General features: G+C 43.6%; 14 protein-coding genes. 12 read left to right on the top strand and 2 right to left on the bottom strand.

Annotated elements, in window-relative coordinates:
* Positions 1–79 precede the first annotated feature (79 nt).
* Complete coding sequence (locus DWW85_RS10550) at positions 80–1,567, bottom strand: DUF1846 domain-containing protein (protein ID WP_117808606.1); 1,488 nt, start codon at positions 1,565–1,567, stop codon at positions 80–82.
* 111 nt (positions 1,568–1,678) lie between these two features.
* Positions 1,679–2,623, bottom strand: a complete 945-nt coding sequence (locus DWW85_RS10545; RefSeq protein ID WP_117808605.1) for a GTP-binding protein — start codon at positions 2,621–2,623, stop codon at positions 1,679–1,681.
* 362 nt (positions 2,624–2,985) lie between these two features.
* Here DWW85_RS10545 and DWW85_RS10540 point away from each other — a divergent pair, with 362 nt between their 5' ends.
* The 12 genes from DWW85_RS10540 to DWW85_RS10485 all read left to right on the top strand — a co-directional run bounded on the left by DWW85_RS10540 (position 2,986) and on the right by DWW85_RS10485 (position 16,122).
* The gene (locus DWW85_RS10540) at positions 2,986–4,542 is read left to right on the top strand and encodes an ABC-F family ATP-binding cassette domain-containing protein (RefSeq protein WP_008402300.1); all 1,557 of its coding nucleotides are present in this window, start codon (positions 2,986–2,988) and stop codon (positions 4,540–4,542) included.
* A gap of 146 nt (positions 4,543–4,688) precedes the next feature.
* Positions 4,689–5,273 (top strand): M48 family metallopeptidase, encoded by a 585-nt coding sequence (locus DWW85_RS10535; RefSeq protein ID WP_179960547.1) that lies wholly within the window; start codon positions 4,689–4,691, stop codon positions 5,271–5,273.
* Positions 5,274–5,299: 26 nt separating this feature from the next.
* On the top strand, positions 5,300–5,524 hold the full coding sequence (locus DWW85_RS10530) for an aspartate dehydrogenase (protein ID WP_117808603.1): 225 nt from the start codon (positions 5,300–5,302) through the stop codon (positions 5,522–5,524).
* Between the two features lie 153 nt (positions 5,525–5,677).
* Positions 5,678–6,238, top strand: coding sequence for a GNAT family N-acetyltransferase (locus tag DWW85_RS10525; protein WP_117808602.1), 561 nt, complete (start codon positions 5,678–5,680; stop codon positions 6,236–6,238).
* An 11-nt stretch (positions 6,239–6,249) separates the two neighbouring features.
* Entirely contained in the window at positions 6,250–7,770 is a 1,521-nt protein-coding gene (locus DWW85_RS10520; protein ID WP_117808601.1) for a glycoside hydrolase family 32 protein, read from the top strand.
* Positions 7,771–8,002: 232 nt separating this feature from the next.
* Positions 8,003–8,758 carry an exodeoxyribonuclease III gene (locus DWW85_RS10515; RefSeq protein ID WP_117808600.1) on the top strand — a complete coding sequence of 252 codons (756 nt, stop codon included), beginning with the start codon at positions 8,003–8,005 and terminating at the stop codon, positions 8,756–8,758.
* 106 nt (positions 8,759–8,864) lie between these two features.
* Complete coding sequence (locus DWW85_RS10510; RefSeq protein WP_117808599.1) at positions 8,865–10,349, top strand: AAA family ATPase; 1,485 nt, start codon at positions 8,865–8,867, stop codon at positions 10,347–10,349.
* 67 nt (positions 10,350–10,416) lie between these two features.
* A complete protein-coding gene (locus tag DWW85_RS10505; RefSeq protein ID WP_117808598.1) occupies positions 10,417–11,214 on the top strand; it encodes an HAD family hydrolase in 798 nt (265 codons plus the stop codon).
* Positions 11,215–11,254: 40 nt separating this feature from the next.
* Positions 11,255–12,784, top strand: a complete 1,530-nt coding sequence (locus DWW85_RS10500; RefSeq protein ID WP_117808597.1) for a C69 family dipeptidase — start codon at positions 11,255–11,257, stop codon at positions 12,782–12,784.
* A 47-nt stretch (positions 12,785–12,831) separates the two neighbouring features.
* A complete protein-coding gene (locus DWW85_RS10495) occupies positions 12,832–14,187 on the top strand; it encodes a sodium-dependent transporter (RefSeq protein ID WP_117808596.1) in 1,356 nt (451 codons plus the stop codon).
* 52 nt (positions 14,188–14,239) lie between these two features.
* A complete protein-coding gene (locus tag DWW85_RS10490) occupies positions 14,240–14,680 on the top strand; it encodes an SseB family protein (RefSeq protein WP_117808595.1) in 441 nt (146 codons plus the stop codon).
* A 224-nt stretch (positions 14,681–14,904) separates the two neighbouring features.
* Positions 14,905–16,122, top strand: coding sequence for an iron-containing alcohol dehydrogenase (locus DWW85_RS10485; protein WP_021944524.1), 1,218 nt, complete (start codon positions 14,905–14,907; stop codon positions 16,120–16,122).
* The last annotated feature ends 157 nt before the right edge of the window (positions 16,123–16,279 follow it).

The raw sequence follows: 16,279 nt of genomic DNA, 5'->3' as shown, positions 1-16,279 counted from the left end.
GGTTATAAAAAGAGCGTTATAGGGCAAAAAAGCCAGATAAACATTAATTATTGTGTTTATCTGGCTTTTTTATGATTCTCTATGCATTCTCCTGCGTAGCAGCACCTTCGTATACGGCTTCGTTTGTAAGTTCAATGCCGAGCTTCTTAAAGGTTGTCATGTCGACTGTGGACAGGATCGATGATACATGGAGCTGGCAGCCGGACAGCTTTGGAAGCTGTTCCAATGCATGCTTTGCATTTGGATCGGATACAGCACACATGGATAATGCGATCAGAACTTCGTCGGTATGAAGACGAGGATTCTTGCTGCCAAGGTATCCGGTCTTTAAGTGCTGGATCGGTTCTATAAAGGTACGTGAGATCAGATGTGTATTTTTATCAATATTTCCAAGTACCTTAATTGCATTTAATAATACAGCAGATGCAGGACCGAGCAGATCGGAAGTGGAACCGGTAACGATCGTTCCGTCCGGCAGTTCTAAGGCTGCGGCGGCTGAACCGTTTTCCTGTGCAAGGTTATTTGCAACCGGAACAACAGCGCGGTCGTTGACTGTGATCTTCGCCTGATTCATGATAAGTTCCTGTTTGTATACTTCGTCTTTGGTCGCTTCGTCTTTGACGAAACGGTTCAGAGACTGGTAATATCGTCTGATAATTTCCTGCTTGGACGCTTCTCTGCAGGCTTCGTCGTCAATGATGCAGTTTCCCGCCATATTTACACCCATATCGGTTGGAGATTTGTATGGACAGTATCCATAGATTCCTTCGAACATGGAAGCCAGAACCGGATAGATCTCGATATCACGGTTGTAATTGACGGTTGTTTCACCATAAGCTTCCAGATGGAAAGGATCGATCATGTTGACATCATTTAAGTCTGCGGTAGCAGCTTCATAAGCCAGATTGACTGGATGCTTAAGTGGGATATTCCAGATCGGAAAAGTCTCAAATTTGGCATAGCCGGCCTTGATGCCACGCTTGTTCTCATGGTACAGCTGTGACAGACAGGTCGCCATCTTGCCGCTTCCCGGACCCGGTGCGGTAACAATGACAAGCGGACGGGTTGTCTCTACATAATCATTTTTTCCATAGCCTTCATCACTTACGATATAGTCAATGTTATTCGGATAACCCTCGATGGAATAGTGATGGTAGACCTTGATGCCGATCGCTTCCAGTTTCTTCTGGAAAATATCGGCAGATGGCTGTCCGGCATATCGTGTGATAACCACGCTGCTGACATACAGCCCTTTCTTTTTATATACATCGATCAGACGGATAACATCCTGATCGTATGTGATTCCCAGATCGTGACGGATCTTATTGCGCTCGATATCGGCGGCGTTGATCGAGATGATCATTTCTGCCTGATCTGCAAGCTGTAAGAGCATCTGTAATTTGCTGTCCGGTGCAAATCCCGGAAGTACGCGGGAGGCATGATAGTCGTCAAATAATTTGCCGCCAAATTCCAGATACAGTTTATCTCCAAATTGTTCGATACGTTCCCTGATGTGCGCAGACTGCATGGACAGGTACTTGTCATTGTCGAAGCCAATGCGTTTCATTTTTTGAAATTCTCCTTCGTAAATTAATCAATATACGGAAGACACTTAAGAAAATGAAGTGCCCTATAAGAGAATACCACAGAGAGGGGAGAAAATATAGAGAAAATTTGCTCAAGGCTTCGATTTTCCCCAATATCCTTCTATAGCTTCCTGATTCAACCCTTCGCCGATGACAATCAGGATTGCCTGTCCATTTGGGATCGGCTCAATCTCGGTCTTCTGGTGTGTGACGTTGATGGATATCCAGCTTCCATCAGCGAGCTTCTGGAATCCTTTAATCCGGAAGACCTTACCACAGGCTGGATCGAGCAGGATTTTCTGGCAGCTTTCTTTTAAGAAATCCTCTGTAAAATCCATATTCATGAAGTACAGACTGTCGTAGGTCTGTTTGTCGTCAAACCAGAGTTTCGTATAATTGGCATCCTGATAGCCGGATGAGAGGATCGCTTTATAGTCTTCATCGGTCAGATCTTTCCAGTCCTTTTCCAGAACTATCTGCTTTGGCGTGGACTTAGAATGCAGAATGTCAAATGACTGTTTTACATAATCTTTGGTAGAGGTTAACTGTTCCGGTGTGACTTCCTGTGAATGACTGTATAAGACAGTGCCGGCCTGTGCCACCTGAGAAGCCAGAAGATAACGGGAAGCTTCGGAGAGATTCTGCTCCAGTGTGGCATCGATGATCGTGATAACATTTCCAATCGTGTACCAACGGTCAAGCGGATCTTCGTGCAGGGCATCAAAGAATTCATCCATATCGAAGATGCCGGATGGCTCTACCAGAACGCGGTCATAACCACACATTCCCATTGCGATCAGCTTGGTTTTGAATCGTCTGCGGTGACAGTCGGCATCACAACCGCCGGCAACCATTTCCAGTGTACAGTTATCACCAAGGATATCCTGTAACAGCATGGCATCGACATTCACTGCACCAAAATCGTTTTCAAGAATGCCGATATTTAAGCCCTGATCGATCAGGTATTTGGCATATTTCCTTATAAAAGTAGTTTTACCGGAGCCTAAGAATCCGGTGATCAAATCTATCTGAATCATAAAAATCACCTCTTGCTGTATTTGCAGATGATATTCGTGTGTGCATTCGTAACCTATATGTTATTTGTGTATCTTAACTTGCCAATACAGGGGCATTTGAGGTCGCCGGTACTTGATGGCACATAAGTGGCATCTTAGTACCGCTGCAGACCGAAACGAGCGGAAGCGTCCCCTGATTGGGAATGTTAAGGATACACAAATATAGAAGTAGATAAGTGCACACACGAATACCATCTGCAATCACATTCTAGCATAGGTGGGGGAAAAAGAAAATCGAAGGAATGGGAAAAGTTATCTTGTCTGAATCCCATCCATAAGGTATAGTAACCTTATCACGAAATAAACGGAAAAGGGTAAGACGAATGATTTTAAATGTAGAAAATTTGACACATGGTTTTGGAGACAGAGCCATTTTCAATAATGTATCTTTCCGGCTGCTTGCCGGTGAACATATCGGACTGGTTGGAGCAAATGGTGAAGGTAAAAGTACCTTTATGAATATTGTGACAGGAACACTTGCGCCGGATGAAGGTAAGGTGGAATGGAACAAGCATGTGCGTGTTGGCTATCTGGATCAGCATGCGGTGCTGGAAAAGGGAATGACGATCGAATCTGTGTTGAAGTCAGCATTTTCTTATCTGTTTGAGATGGAGGAGAAGATCAACCAGATTTATGACAGCATGGCGGATGCAACGGATGATGAGATCATGGAAATGATGGAGGAAGTCGGCACGTTGCAGGATCTTCTGACAAATCATGATTTCTATATGATCGATGCCAAGACGGAACAGGTAGCGAGAGCGCTGGGGCTTCTGGAACTTGGACTGGATCATGACGTAACAGATCTGAGCGGTGGTCAGCGTACCAAGGTTTTGCTTGCAAAGCTGTTACTTGAGAAGCCGGAGATTCTGTTGCTTGATGAGCCGACAAACTATCTGGATGCAGAACATATCGAATGGCTGAAACGGTATCTGCAGGAGTATGAGAACGCATTCATCCTGATCAGCCATGATATTCCATTTTTAAATGATGTCGTAAATATCATCTATCATATGGAGAATCAGGAGTTGAACCGCTATGTCGGCAACTATGACAAATTCTTGGAAGTATACGAGGCGAGAAAGGCACAGCAGGAGGCTGCTTACCGGAAACAGCAGCAGGAGATCAGCGAGCTGAAGGATTTCGTTGCCAGAAATAAAGCGCGTGTTGCCACAAGAAATATGGCGATGTCCAGACAGAAGAAGCTGGACAAGATGGATGTGATAGAACTTGCCAGGGAGCGCCCGAAGCCGGAATTTTATTTTAAGGAAGCGAGAACACCGGGCAAGATGTTATTTGAAACTGAGGATCTGGTGATCGGGTATGACAAACAGGCACCACTTTCCAAACCGATCAACCTGCGAATGGAGCGTGGAGAAAAGATCGCGATCGTTGGTACAAATGGTATAGGAAAGAGTACGCTGCTTAAGAGTTTGCTTGGAATCATCAAGCCGATATCCGGTACGGTACATCTGGGTGATTATCTGTATAAAGGTTATTTTGAACAGGAAATGGCCGGAACAGAAAATACCTGTCTGGAAGAAATCTGGCAGGAATTTCCGGGATTTTCACAGTATGAGGTGCGATCGGCACTTGCTAAATGCGGACTGACAACCAAGCATATCGAGAGTAAGGTAAAGGTATTAAGCGGTGGTGAGCAGGCAAAGGTACGCCTGTGTAAACTGATCAATCAGGAGACGAATCTGTTGATCCTCGATGAGCCGACAAACCATCTGGATGTGGATGCAAAGGACGAATTGAAGCGAGCATTGAAAGACTATCACGGTTCGGTTTTGTTAGTCTGCCATGAGCCGGAGTTCTATTCGGATATCGTGACAAAGGTGTGGAATCTGGAAGAGTACAGTGTGCTGACACTGTAATAAAGAAAGGTATTGCAGGCAGTTTTTATGTAGAAAATATAAGGCTGTCTGTAATTGATAGCACATATAGTTTAGTATGAGAAATGAAGTTATAAATATGAGGTGAAGAACGTCTACAATTCGTAGGAATATAGACGGCTATAAATATGCTGACAGAGATAATACTGAATGACAAAGTGACAAATGAAAACATCCGGGTACAGGTTATAAGATCCGGGAGAAAAAGTCTTGGTCTGGAGGTGCGACCGGATGGAACGGTACTTGCAAGGATTCCGGCGAGATTATCTGACTGGGAATTAAAAGCATTTATAGAGAAACAACAGGATTGGATCTTAAAGAAGGTGGATCAGGTAAAAAAGCGTGCGGATGCACGAACGAAAATTAAGGTTCCATCTGTGGATGCGTTATCAGATGCAGAGATTCAGAAGATCAAGGATAAGATAGCAGATCGGGTAAAGTATTATTGTGCGGTTATGCAGGTGACAGTTGGGCGCATCACGATCCGCAACCAGAAGACCAGATGGGGAAGCTGCAGCAGTGCCGGAAATGTGAATTTTAATTATCAGTTATATTATCTGACGGATGAATTACTTGACTATGTGGTAGTGCATGAGCTGGCACATAGACGTCATATGAATCATTCCAAAGAATTCTGGTCAGAGGTAGCGCGGTATTGCCCGGACTATAGAGCGAGACGGAAGCAGTTAAAAGAATATCAACTGGCGAATTAAAACCTGAAATGTAAAGGAAGTTTAATATGGGATTATTTCGAAAAAAGAAAGAGCAGGCATCATATGATAGTCAGAAAAAACGACCGGTCATCAAATGCAGCATCTGCACCGGTGAGCAGGTCGCAGGTTTTCAGGATATTCATAACGGGACATTTGAAGATGTCATGTTGATCCGTGGAAAAGAAGATCTGAAAGTCTTCCGGAAAAAATATGGAATCCCGCAGAATGCGGAGATTCCAAAGATATATTGATTTTCTTTCATGTTTTCAATATGATCGCCGAGTGTAACCCCGTCTTTGTTTATATCGATGTCTTTAATACCCATAATAGTACCTCCTGAAAAAATAGTTCCTATATTATCTATAATACAGAGTTCATAACAAATAGCAAAAAGGAGTTTAACAGTGACACAGGAAAATTTAGTAAGATTTGAGTTCCGAAATATTAAAAAGAATGAAGCAGAGCAAACAGCAGAGATCGAACGGATCTGTTTTCCTTCGAATGAGGCATGTACTCCAGAGATGATGTATTTGCGTGTAGAGAAGGCACCGGAAATGTTTCTGGTTGCGGTAGATAAAGCGACAGGTAAGATTGCAGGATTTATTAATGGGCTGTCTACAAATGAAACGGTTTTGCGTGATGAATTCTTTCAGAATGCAGATCTGTATGATCCTGCCGGAGAAAATGTAATGATCCTTGGTGTTGATGTCCTGCCGGAATACCGCAGGATCGGGCTGGCTTCCGAGATGATGGAATGTTATAAGAACAGGGAAAGACAGAATGGACGAAAGCGACTGATCCTTACCTGCCTGGAATCCAAGGTTGCCATGTACCGGAAGATGGGATACGAGGATAACGGCATGTCGGTTTCTTCGTGGGGCGGCGAACAGTGGCATGAGATGACGTGTAAACTGGGAAAGGGTATCCCGGAGGCGATTGCAAAGACAGCGTTGGAGCTTGGATAAGGAGAAAGAATATGCATACATTAGAAGTAGCCAGAAAATATGAAAAAGAATATGAAGTTGATGCTGATAAAAGACCGTTATTTCATGTGACACCACCGATCGGCTGGATGAATGATCCCAATGGATTTTCAGTATATAAGGGACAAATCCATTTGTTTTATCAATATCATCCATATAGCAATGTATGGGGACCGATGCATTGGGGGCATCAGGTAAGTGAAGATATGATAAGTTGGAAGCAGTATCCGACGGCACTTGCACCGGATATGGAATATGATGAGGAAGGATGCTTTTCCGGTTCGGCAGTTATGACAAATCTTGGACATGTGCTGTTTTATACAGGAGTCAGTAAAGATAAGAATGGTGGCTGCAATCTTCAGAATCAGTGTATGGCAGTTGGAGATGGTGTAGGTTATAAGAAGCTGAAGAACAATCCTGTTCTCACAGGAGCGGTGATGCCGGAGGGATTCAGCCATATTGATTTCAGAGATCCGAAGGTATGGGAAGAAGATGGTATTTACTATATGCTGACCTGCAGCCGGGATGCTCAGAATAAAGGAATGATCGCGTTATTTTCAAATTCTGAAATATATCAATATCTGGAAAAAACAGAGCTTACCGAACAGGAGACAGAAGCCTTTGAGAAAGCAGCAGGTTGTTGGAAATATGGAGGTGTATTTGCAGAGCACATGGAACGGTTAGGAAGCGTATGGGAATGTCCGGATTATTTCAGGTTAGACGGAAAAGATGTGCTGTTGTTTTCACCACCTGATGTACAGGCGCAGGGAAATGAACTGCATAATGGTAATAATGCGATCTATGTTGTTGGAACATATGATCATGCAAAAAAGCAGTTTCAAATGGGGCAGCCACATACACTTGATAAAGGTCTGGATTTTTATGCATCACAGACGACAGAACTTCCGGATGGAAGGAGAATCCTGATCGCATGGATGCAGTCATGGCATAATTCATTTATCCCGGATGGACAGGAGTGGCAGGGCATGATGACAATTCCAAGAGAATTATATCTGTCAGATGGCAGGATCATCCAGAAGCCTGTGAAAGAACTGGAGCAATATCGGGTTCGGCCGGTTTCCTATTCGAATGAAAAGGTAGAAGGCGGACAGAACTTTGATGGGATAGAGGGAAGAACGCTGGATATGACAGTAACAATAAAATCCGGTGAATTTCAGGAGTTTTACATTGATGTAGCAAAAGATGCAGAGCATTATACCAGAATTACATATAACAGAAGAAAACGGGAGATCGAAGTTGACCGGACATTTGCCGGAATGAACCGGGATGTAGCCTGCATCAGGCGGGCAGAGGTAGAATCAGAATCAGAGCAGATAACATTACGGTTTATTCTTGACCGCAATTCGGTAGAACTGTTTGTGAATGACGGAGAGTTGTCAATGAGTACAGCAATTTATACGCCGCAGACAGCAGATGGCATTTCGTTTTTCTGTGATGGAAATGCGATAATCGATATAAAAAAGTTCGATATTGAGATTCCGATGAACAGATAAAATTCTGATACCGGTTATAGATATAGTAATCTGAAATACCGACAATGCAATGAATTTATTTGACGGATAAACCACATGTAGTATAATAAACATGACCATTCGTTTAGAAATAAGTGCGGCATTTGCCGTATTACCCATGACTCTTTTTTCTATTGCGTAGGCAGAGCGGAGCTTTCAGAAGGTAGCGGATGGTCTTTTTATGTATATAGATCAGACAGGAGGAAGCACTACAATGAAGATGATATCGTGGAATGTGAACGGAATTCGCGCATGTGTTGGAAAGAATTTTATGGATTTCTTTAAAGAGGCAGATGCAGATATTTTTTGTATTCAGGAATCAAAAATGCAGGAAGGACAGCTTCAACTGGAGCTTCCGGGTTATTATCAATATTGGAATTATGCAGAGAAAAAGGGATATTCCGGAACTGCTATTTTCGCAAAGAAAGAGCCGTTGTCAGTGGCATATGGAATCGGTATAGAAGAACACGACCATGAGGGACGAGTCATCACACTCGAATATGATAATTTTTATATGGTCACTGTATATACGCCAAATTCACAGAATGAGCTTGCCAGACTGGACTATCGTATGAAGTGGGAGGATGATTTCAGAGAGTATCTGAAGCAGTTGGAACAGACAAAGCCGGTGGTAGTATGTGGGGATATGAATGTGGCACATACAGAGATCGATCTGAAAAATCCAAAGACCAATCGTAAGAACGCCGGATTTACAGATGAGGAAAGAGAAAAATTCAGCACCCTGCTTGACAGTGGATTTATTGATACGTTTCGTTTTTTTAATCCGGACGCAGAAGGCATTTATTCCTGGTGGTCTTACCGTTTTAAGGCAAGAGAGAAGAATGCCGGATGGCGGATCGACTATTTTTTGACCTCAAAGGTTCTGGAATCCAGACTTGTGGATGCAAAGATCCATACAGAGGTGTTGGGTTCCGATCATTGTCCGGTAGAACTTGATATTGACCTGTAACGGTGCCATTTATAAGAATAAATGTTTACTGACAGGAGAAAAAGCACAGATTACAGCACTTGCGGGTGTAGAAGAATAGAAAAAATGATAAAAGGAGAAATTATATATGCCAGTTTTTGATTTCAGTGATAAACCGGTAAAGAATGAGGATACGGTTTGTACCTATACGGCATTTCAGTCAAATGCAAAGGAAAAGACACCGGAGGAACCGATTCTGGTGTTAGATAACAGTGAGAGACAGTGGATCCATCATGCGCTGGGCGTTTTTACAAATCCGGCAAAGCGTACTACTTTTGAATTCAAGGAAAATGGGGAGACATTTTCAGCAGATATTTTAAAGATTGATTCCAGATTTGTCAGTCTGATCAAATGGCTGGGAGAAAATCATATCAGTGTACGTCTGTCCGGTAAAAATCTGGAAGACGGATATGCAGTATACAGAATCCGAGAGACAGCATTTGGTGGCGGAACCAAGTTATCTGCGGCAGATGGATTTTTACAGTTTATGATCGAACGACTGCTTGCAAGTACAGCATCAGAGGAAGTCGAGGAGGATGACGATGCAGACGAGGAAGGCGACGATATGAAGCTGACCAGTCTTCAGAGCATTTCTGATTTTATGACATGTGCGGGCAGAACGATGCCGGATAATATCCGTCTCTGGGCGAGAAGAAATCTTGCTGTTGCCAGATCAAACGAGGTGTCACCGGAGGAGCGTCGTCATGCACAGAGAGCACTCTCGATCATGATGAATATTCAGTGGAAGAGCAATTATTTTGAAGCGATCGATCCGGTTGAAGCAAGACGGATTCTGGATGAAGAATTATATGGAATGGAACGTGTAAAGCAGAGGATCATGGAGACGGTTATCCAGATCAACCGAACTCATACCCTTCCTGCTTATGGACTTCTGTTGGTCGGACCTGCCGGTACCGGAAAATCACAGATCGCGTATGCGGTTGCCCGTATTCTGAAACTGCCATGGACAACCCTTGATATGAGTTCGATCAATGATCCGGAGCAGCTTACAGGAAGCTCCAGAATCTATGCAAATGCAAAGCCGGGTATCATCATGGAAGCATTCTCGATCGCAGGAGAATCCAATCTGGTATTTATTATCAATGAGCTTGATAAGGCTGCATCCGGAAAGGGAAATGGAAATCCCGCGGATGTACTTCTGACCCTGCTTGATAATCTTGGATTTACAGATAACTATATGGAGTGTATGATCCCGACCGTTGGCGTATATCCGATCGCAACGGCAAATAATAAAGAAGATATCAGTGCGCCATTGATGTCACGTTTTGCGGTTATCGACATACCGGATTATACCTTTGAAGAAAAGAAGATCATTTTCAGTAAATTTGCATTGCCAAAGGTATTGAAGCGGATCGGTCTGAAAGAGAATGAATGTATCATTACAGAGGATGGGCTGGATGCGGTCATAGAAGAATTCAAGAATACCTCCGGTATCCGTGATCTGGAGCAGGCAGCCGAGCATCTGGCAGCAAATGCACTCTACCAGATCGAGGTAGATCATGTACCACAGGTGACCTTTGACGCGGAGGGCGTGAGACATTTGTTCCTGTAGGAGATTTCCTGTAGGAATGTTGCCGGACGGCTGTTTTTAGTTAAATGAAAATGGAGCGTAAGTAAAAATGATAAAATTAGTAGCAAGTGACGTGGATGGAACTCTTGTTCCTGACGGAACATTTGAGATCAATCCTGAGATCTATGATGTAATAAAGGCATTAAAAGAAAAGAATATAACTTTTGTAGCAGCAAGCGGCAGGCAGTATGCGAGCCTTAAGAAGTTATTTGCACCGGTTGCAGATCAGATCTTATATATCCCGGATAATGGCGGATTTGTCAGAGGAAGCAAGGGCGAAACATGGCTCAAACGTCCGATGGAGAAAGACCTGATCCGTGCGATCGTGGAGGATGCAGAGAAGCTGCCGGATGTAGAGCTGTTGCTCTGTGGAAGGGATTATGCCTATGTTGGAAGCGAGGATGGACGACTGTATAACTGGATGCGGGAAGCATATCGCTATGAGATCAAGGCAGTGCCGGATCTTACCGATATTAATGATGATATCGTGAAGATCTCGATATTTCACCCGGAGGATGCAGAGCGGATCGTAAAAGACTGGTTTTATGACAAATGGAAGGATACCATTCTACTGGCACCTGCCGGAGTTTACTGGGTAGACTGTTCGGAACCATCGATCAACAAGGGAAGTGCATTACAGTTTCTGCTTGATAAATATGAGATCAAACCGGATGAAGTTATGGTATTTGGTGATAATATCAATGACCTTGGTATGCTTGCCTGTGCAAAGGAAAGCTATGCGATCGGAAGTGCCAGAGATGAGGTAAAGCAGGTAGCAGCCCATGTAGCAGATACGATGCGCAATCAGGGTGTGATCAAGGTGTTAAAGGAGCAGCTGTTAAAATAAACTTAGACAGTAGTTGTGATTGAAAAAGGAGTGAAGCCTGATGGCATGTACAACGATATTAGTTGGAAAGAAGGCATCCTATGATGGATCAACGATCATTGCCAGAAACGATGATTCAGGATCCGGTCATTATATGCCGAAGAAATTTGTAGTCGTAGAACCGGAAGAACAGCCAAAGATCTACCATTCGGTTCTGGCGCATCTGGAAATTCCGCTTCCGGAAGAAGCGATGCGCTATACCTCGATGCCAAATGCAGTCGATGGTGAGGGCATCTGGGCGGCAAGCGGTGTAAATGCAGCCCATGTTGCAATGACAGCGACCGAAACCATTACATCGAATCCGAGAGTGCTCGGTGCAGATCCTCTGGTCGAGTATCAGCCGGCAGAGAACGGAAACGAAGAAATATCGGGCGGAATCGGAGAAGAAGATATTGTCTGTCTGGTACTCCCATATATAAGAAGTGCGAGAGCAGGTGTAGAACGTCTTGGAAATCTGCTTGAAACGTACGGAACCTACGAGATGAATGGAATCGCATTCCAGGATCAGGATGAGATCTGGTGGATGGAGACGATCGGAGGACATCACTGGATCGCGAAGAAAGTGCCGGATGATGTCTATGTTGTGATGCCGAATCAGTTCGGCACGGATGTATTTGATATGAAGGATGCATTAACGGATCAGAACGCACATATGTGCTCAAAAGATCTGGCGGAATTTATCGAGAAGAATCATCTGGATCTGACTATTAGAAGAAGCACAGAACGTAAGGACGAAGATGCGGATCTGCCGTTTGGTAGATTCATTAATCCAAGAGAGATATTTGGCAGCCATGATGATTCGGATCATGTCTACAATACGCCAAGAGCATGGTTTATGGAGCGGTACCTGAATCCGAAGACGTACCGCTGGGATGGTGAAAATGCAGATTACACACCGGTATCGGACGACATTCCATGGAGTCTGATTCCGGAGTATAAGGTGACGATGGAGGATGTCAAATATGTGTTGTCCTCGCATTATCAGGGAACACCATATGACCCATATCTTCCATATGGAGATAAGAAGATGGCAGGTGCATATCGTTCCATCGGCGTTAACCGGACTGATTTCATGTCTGCGATCCAGATGCGACCATATGGAGCAGAGGACAGCCGTGTGATCGAGTGGGTGGCATTTGCTTCAAATGCGTTTAATGTCATGGTGCCATTTTATGCAAATGTGGACACAACACCGGAATATCTGGCGAACACGACCGCTGATGTATCTACCGATAATTTCTACTGGAACAGCCGGATGATCGCAGCGATGGCAGATGCATCTTACAGCAAGTCGCTGTTTCATATCGAACGGTATCAGGAAACCATGCTTGCGAAAGGGCATGAGGTGATCAACCGATACGATGAGCAGATAGAAAAAGAACCGGATGTCGGTAAACGAAGTGCGCTTCGAGAGCAGGCCAATCAGGAAATGGCAGATATCCTCCGGAAAGAGACCGGTAATACGCTTTCCAAAGTCTTATATGAACTGAGTAATCAGATGAAGAATTCTTATGCGAGATCGGATGCTTAAGGCATCGGCATAGAGAAGCAAGAAATACAGGAGAAAAAGTAGAAAATATGAAACGAGAATCATTTAAATCCCGTTTAGGCTTTTTATTAGTAAGTGCGGGATGTGCGATTGGAATTGGAAATGTATGGAGATTCCCATATGTGGTAGGAGAAAATGGTGGAGGAATATTTGTATTGTTCTATCTGCTGTTCCTTGTGGCGATGGGGCTTCCGGTTCTGACGATGGAGCTTGCGGTCGGACGAGGCAGCAGAAAGAGTGCAGTTCTGGCTTATAAGGAGCTTGAAAAACCAAAGAGTAAATGGCACATTCATGGATGGTTTGCGATCCTTGGCTGTTATGTTCTGATGATGTATTACACAACCGTATCCGGCTGGATGGTATCTTATTTTTATAAATTTGTCACAGGCGAATTCAAGGCCGGTATGGATGCGGATGCGACCGGATCTGTATTCTCGGATCTGCTTGCCGATCCGAAGCAGATGGGCTTCTGGATGATCCTGACGGTTATTGTCGGATTTATCGTATGCAGCCGTGGGCTTCAGAATGGTCTGGAACGAATCAGTAAGATTATGATGACAGCACTGTTGGTGCTGATCGTGGTACTGGCAGTTCACAGCATTACTTTATCAGGAGCCGGTGAAGGTTTACGGTTCTACCTGATTCCAAATCTGTCAACGGTTGAGAAAGTCGGTATCGGAAATGTGATCTCCGCGGCTATGAATCAGGCCTTCTTCACTCTGAGTCTTGGTGTAGCTGCGATGGAGATCTTCGGAAGTTATATGAGCAAGGATCATGCGCTGGCAGGCGAAGGTGTGCGAATCTGTGCCCTGGATACATTTGTTGCTGTTATGTCAGGATTGATCATTTTTCCGGCATGCTTCAGCTATGGAGTAGAGGTCACTGCAGGACCAAAGCTGATATTTGTAACGCTGCCGAATGTATTTGTAAATATGGCAGGCGGCAGGATCTGGGGTTCATTGTTCTTTCTGTTTATGACATTTGCAAGCTTTTCTACGGTTATCGCCGTATTTGAAAATATCATGTCATTTGCGATGGATATGTTTGGATGGAGCAGAAATAAAACGGCTTTCATCAACTGTATCATCATACTGATCGCAAGTCTTCCTTGTGTTCTGGGATACAACGTGTGGAGTGATTTGCACCTGATCGGTGGCAGGGATGTATTAGACAGTGAGGACTTCCTGGTAAGTAATCTTCTGCTCCCACTCGGTTCACTGATCTATCTGTTGTTCTGTGTTACGAAATGGGGTTGGGGCTTTGATAATTATATTGAGGAAGTAAATACCGGTTCCGGAGTGAAAATGTCCGTAAAATTAAAACCATATTTCCAGTTTGTACTTCCTGTTCTGATCCTGATCATTCTGATTCAGGGAGTGTTATAAAGAAGATTTTCAAGATGAAATATGAGAAGATATTTGGGAGATCAGACGGTATATGGATACGAAAAAATATGAAGATCAGATACCTGTAGATGAAGGCTTACAGGGAAATGAGACAATTGAAGAAGCAATCCTTGTTTTACAGCAGGAACCGACAGAAGAAATGCTTGCACATACACTTACAGTGATAAGACGGCGTGCGAGAGCAAATGGACAGTTCATTGTTGCTGTTATACCACCGGCGGGTGCGGAGAGCAGTTTGCAGATCCAGGCGATCCAGACCGAGGATGAGAGGTACTGGTGGATGGCATTTACCAGCTTTGATGAGGAGATAAAGGGCGGTGAAACCGTAATGTCGACCTTTATGGCAGATATCAGCCATCTCTTTGAGGCAGCTTTAATGACGGACGATATAGAGGGCATTATTCTGAATCCCTGGAACCGTGCATTAATGTTGGATAAGAGCCTGCTTCAGCTGATTCTTGCAGGAAAGTAGCTCAACATTAGAAAAATGCCATTTTTTATATAAAAAGTTTAGATAATTTAATTTTTCACAAAAACAGTTGTTTAAATTTCACAAAAATATAATGAGAAATGAAAAGAATTGTGATATAATCAGAAAGTAGTGTAGTAGTACACTACTTTTTGTTTTTTATAGGCAAGAGCCGTTTGCGGCTCCTTAGTCGTACCAATAAGATAGAGTAATAGGAGGATGGAAAGATGGCAAGATTTACGTTACCTAGAGATATTTATCATGGAAAGGATGCATTAGATGCATTAAAAACTTTTAAAGGAAAAAGGGCGATGATCTGTGTTGGCGGTGGCTCGATGAAACGCTTTGGATTTCTGGATAAAGTAGAAAAGAATCTGAAAGAGGCAGGAATGGAAGTTCAGTTATTTGAAGGCATTGAACCGGATCCGTCTGTTGAAACAGTTATGAAGGGTGCTGCTGCCATGCTGGAGTTTGAACCGGACTGGATCGTAGCAATCGGCGGAGGTTCTCCGATTGATGCGGCAAAGGCAATGTGGATCAAATATGAATATCCGGACATTACATTTGAAGATATGTGTAAGGTATTTGGTATTCCTTCCCTTCGTAAAAAAGCTCATTTCTGTGCAATTTCATCTACTTCAGGAACTGCAACTGAAGTAACGGCCTTTTCAATTATCACGGATTATCAGAAGGGTATCAAATACCCGATCGCTGATTTTGAGATCACACCGGATGTAGCGATCGTTGATCCTGAGCTGGCAGAGACGATGCCGCAGAAGTTAGTTGCTCATACCGGTATGGATGCAATGACACATGCGATCGAGGCATATGTATCAACCGCAAACTGTGATTTCACAGATCCGCTTGCATTACATGCTATTAAGATGATCCAGAATGATCTGGTTGGTTCTTATAACGGAGACATGGAAAAACGTGACGCAATGCACAACGCTCAGTGCCTTGCAGGTATGGCATTCTCAAATGCGCTTCTGGGTATTGTTCATTCTATGGCACATAAAACAGGTGCAGCATTTGCGGATTATGGCGCACACATCATTCACGGTGCGGCAAATGCAATGTATCTGCCGAAGGTCATCGCATTTAATGCAAAGGATGAAACTGCAAAAGAAAGATATGGAGTGATCGCAGACTTTATGGGACTTGGCGGTGATACATTAGATGAGAAGGTAACACTTCTGATCAACTATCTGCGTAAGATGAACGATGATCTGAATATCCCACACTGTATCAAACATTATGGTGCTGACAGCTATCCGGCAGAGCAGGGCTTTGTACCTGAGAATGTATTCTTAGAGCGGTTGCCTGAGATCGCAGCAAATGCAATATTGGATGCATGTACAGGATCAAATCCAAGACAGCCAAGTCAGGAAGAGATGGAGAAACTCTTAAAGTGCTGTTATTATGATTCAGAGGTTGATTTCTAAAAGTAATTGATTTATAAGAGGTACAATACTGATATAAAATAAGAATCCAGGGTATTTTTGGAACAAATTCCGAAAATACCCTTTTAAAATGTCAGGTATGTAGGTTTGTCAAACATATGTTACACAGATGCCAGATAATCCTTTAGTACCTGATTTG

Origin of the sequence: Clostridium sp. AF17-21AC, from assembly GCF_003461365.1 — a bacterium.
GTDB lineage: Bacteria > Bacillota > Clostridia > Lachnospirales > Lachnospiraceae > Coprococcus > Coprococcus ammoniilyticus.
The sequence above is the reverse complement of the archived record's forward strand: the minus strand, read 5'-3'. Positions and strand labels throughout refer to the sequence as shown.

Excerpts from the sequence above, each read along its gene's own strand:
- DWW85_RS10495 (WP_117808596.1), top strand. The coding sequence starts at position 12,832 with ATGAAACGAGAATCATTTAAATCCCGTTTAGGCTTTTTATTAGTAAGT.
- DWW85_RS10515 (WP_117808600.1), top strand. The coding sequence starts at position 8,003 with ATGAAGATGATATCGTGGAATGTGAACGGAATTCGCGCATGTGTTGGA.
- DWW85_RS10485 (WP_021944524.1), top strand. The coding sequence starts at position 14,905 with ATGGCAAGATTTACGTTACCTAGAGATATTTATCATGGAAAGGATGCA.
- DWW85_RS10520 (WP_117808601.1), top strand. The coding sequence starts at position 6,250 with ATGCATACATTAGAAGTAGCCAGAAAATATGAAAAAGAATATGAAGTT.
- DWW85_RS10505 (WP_117808598.1), top strand. The coding sequence starts at position 10,417 with ATGATAAAATTAGTAGCAAGTGACGTGGATGGAACTCTTGTTCCTGAC.
- DWW85_RS10490 (WP_117808595.1), top strand. The coding sequence starts at position 14,240 with ATGGATACGAAAAAATATGAAGATCAGATACCTGTAGATGAAGGCTTA.
- DWW85_RS10545 (WP_117808605.1), bottom strand. The coding sequence starts at position 2,623 with ATGATTCAGATAGATTTGATCACCGGATTCTTAGGCTCCGGTAAAACT.
- DWW85_RS10550 (WP_117808606.1), bottom strand. The coding sequence starts at position 1,567 with ATGAAACGCATTGGCTTCGACAATGACAAGTACCTGTCCATGCAGTCT.
- DWW85_RS10530 (WP_117808603.1), top strand. The coding sequence starts at position 5,300 with ATGGGATTATTTCGAAAAAAGAAAGAGCAGGCATCATATGATAGTCAG.
- DWW85_RS10535 (WP_179960547.1), top strand. The coding sequence starts at position 4,689 with ATGCTGACAGAGATAATACTGAATGACAAAGTGACAAATGAAAACATC.
- DWW85_RS10510 (WP_117808599.1), top strand. The coding sequence starts at position 8,865 with ATGCCAGTTTTTGATTTCAGTGATAAACCGGTAAAGAATGAGGATACG.
- DWW85_RS10500 (WP_117808597.1), top strand. The coding sequence starts at position 11,255 with ATGGCATGTACAACGATATTAGTTGGAAAGAAGGCATCCTATGATGGA.
- DWW85_RS10540 (WP_008402300.1), top strand. The coding sequence starts at position 2,986 with ATGATTTTAAATGTAGAAAATTTGACACATGGTTTTGGAGACAGAGCC.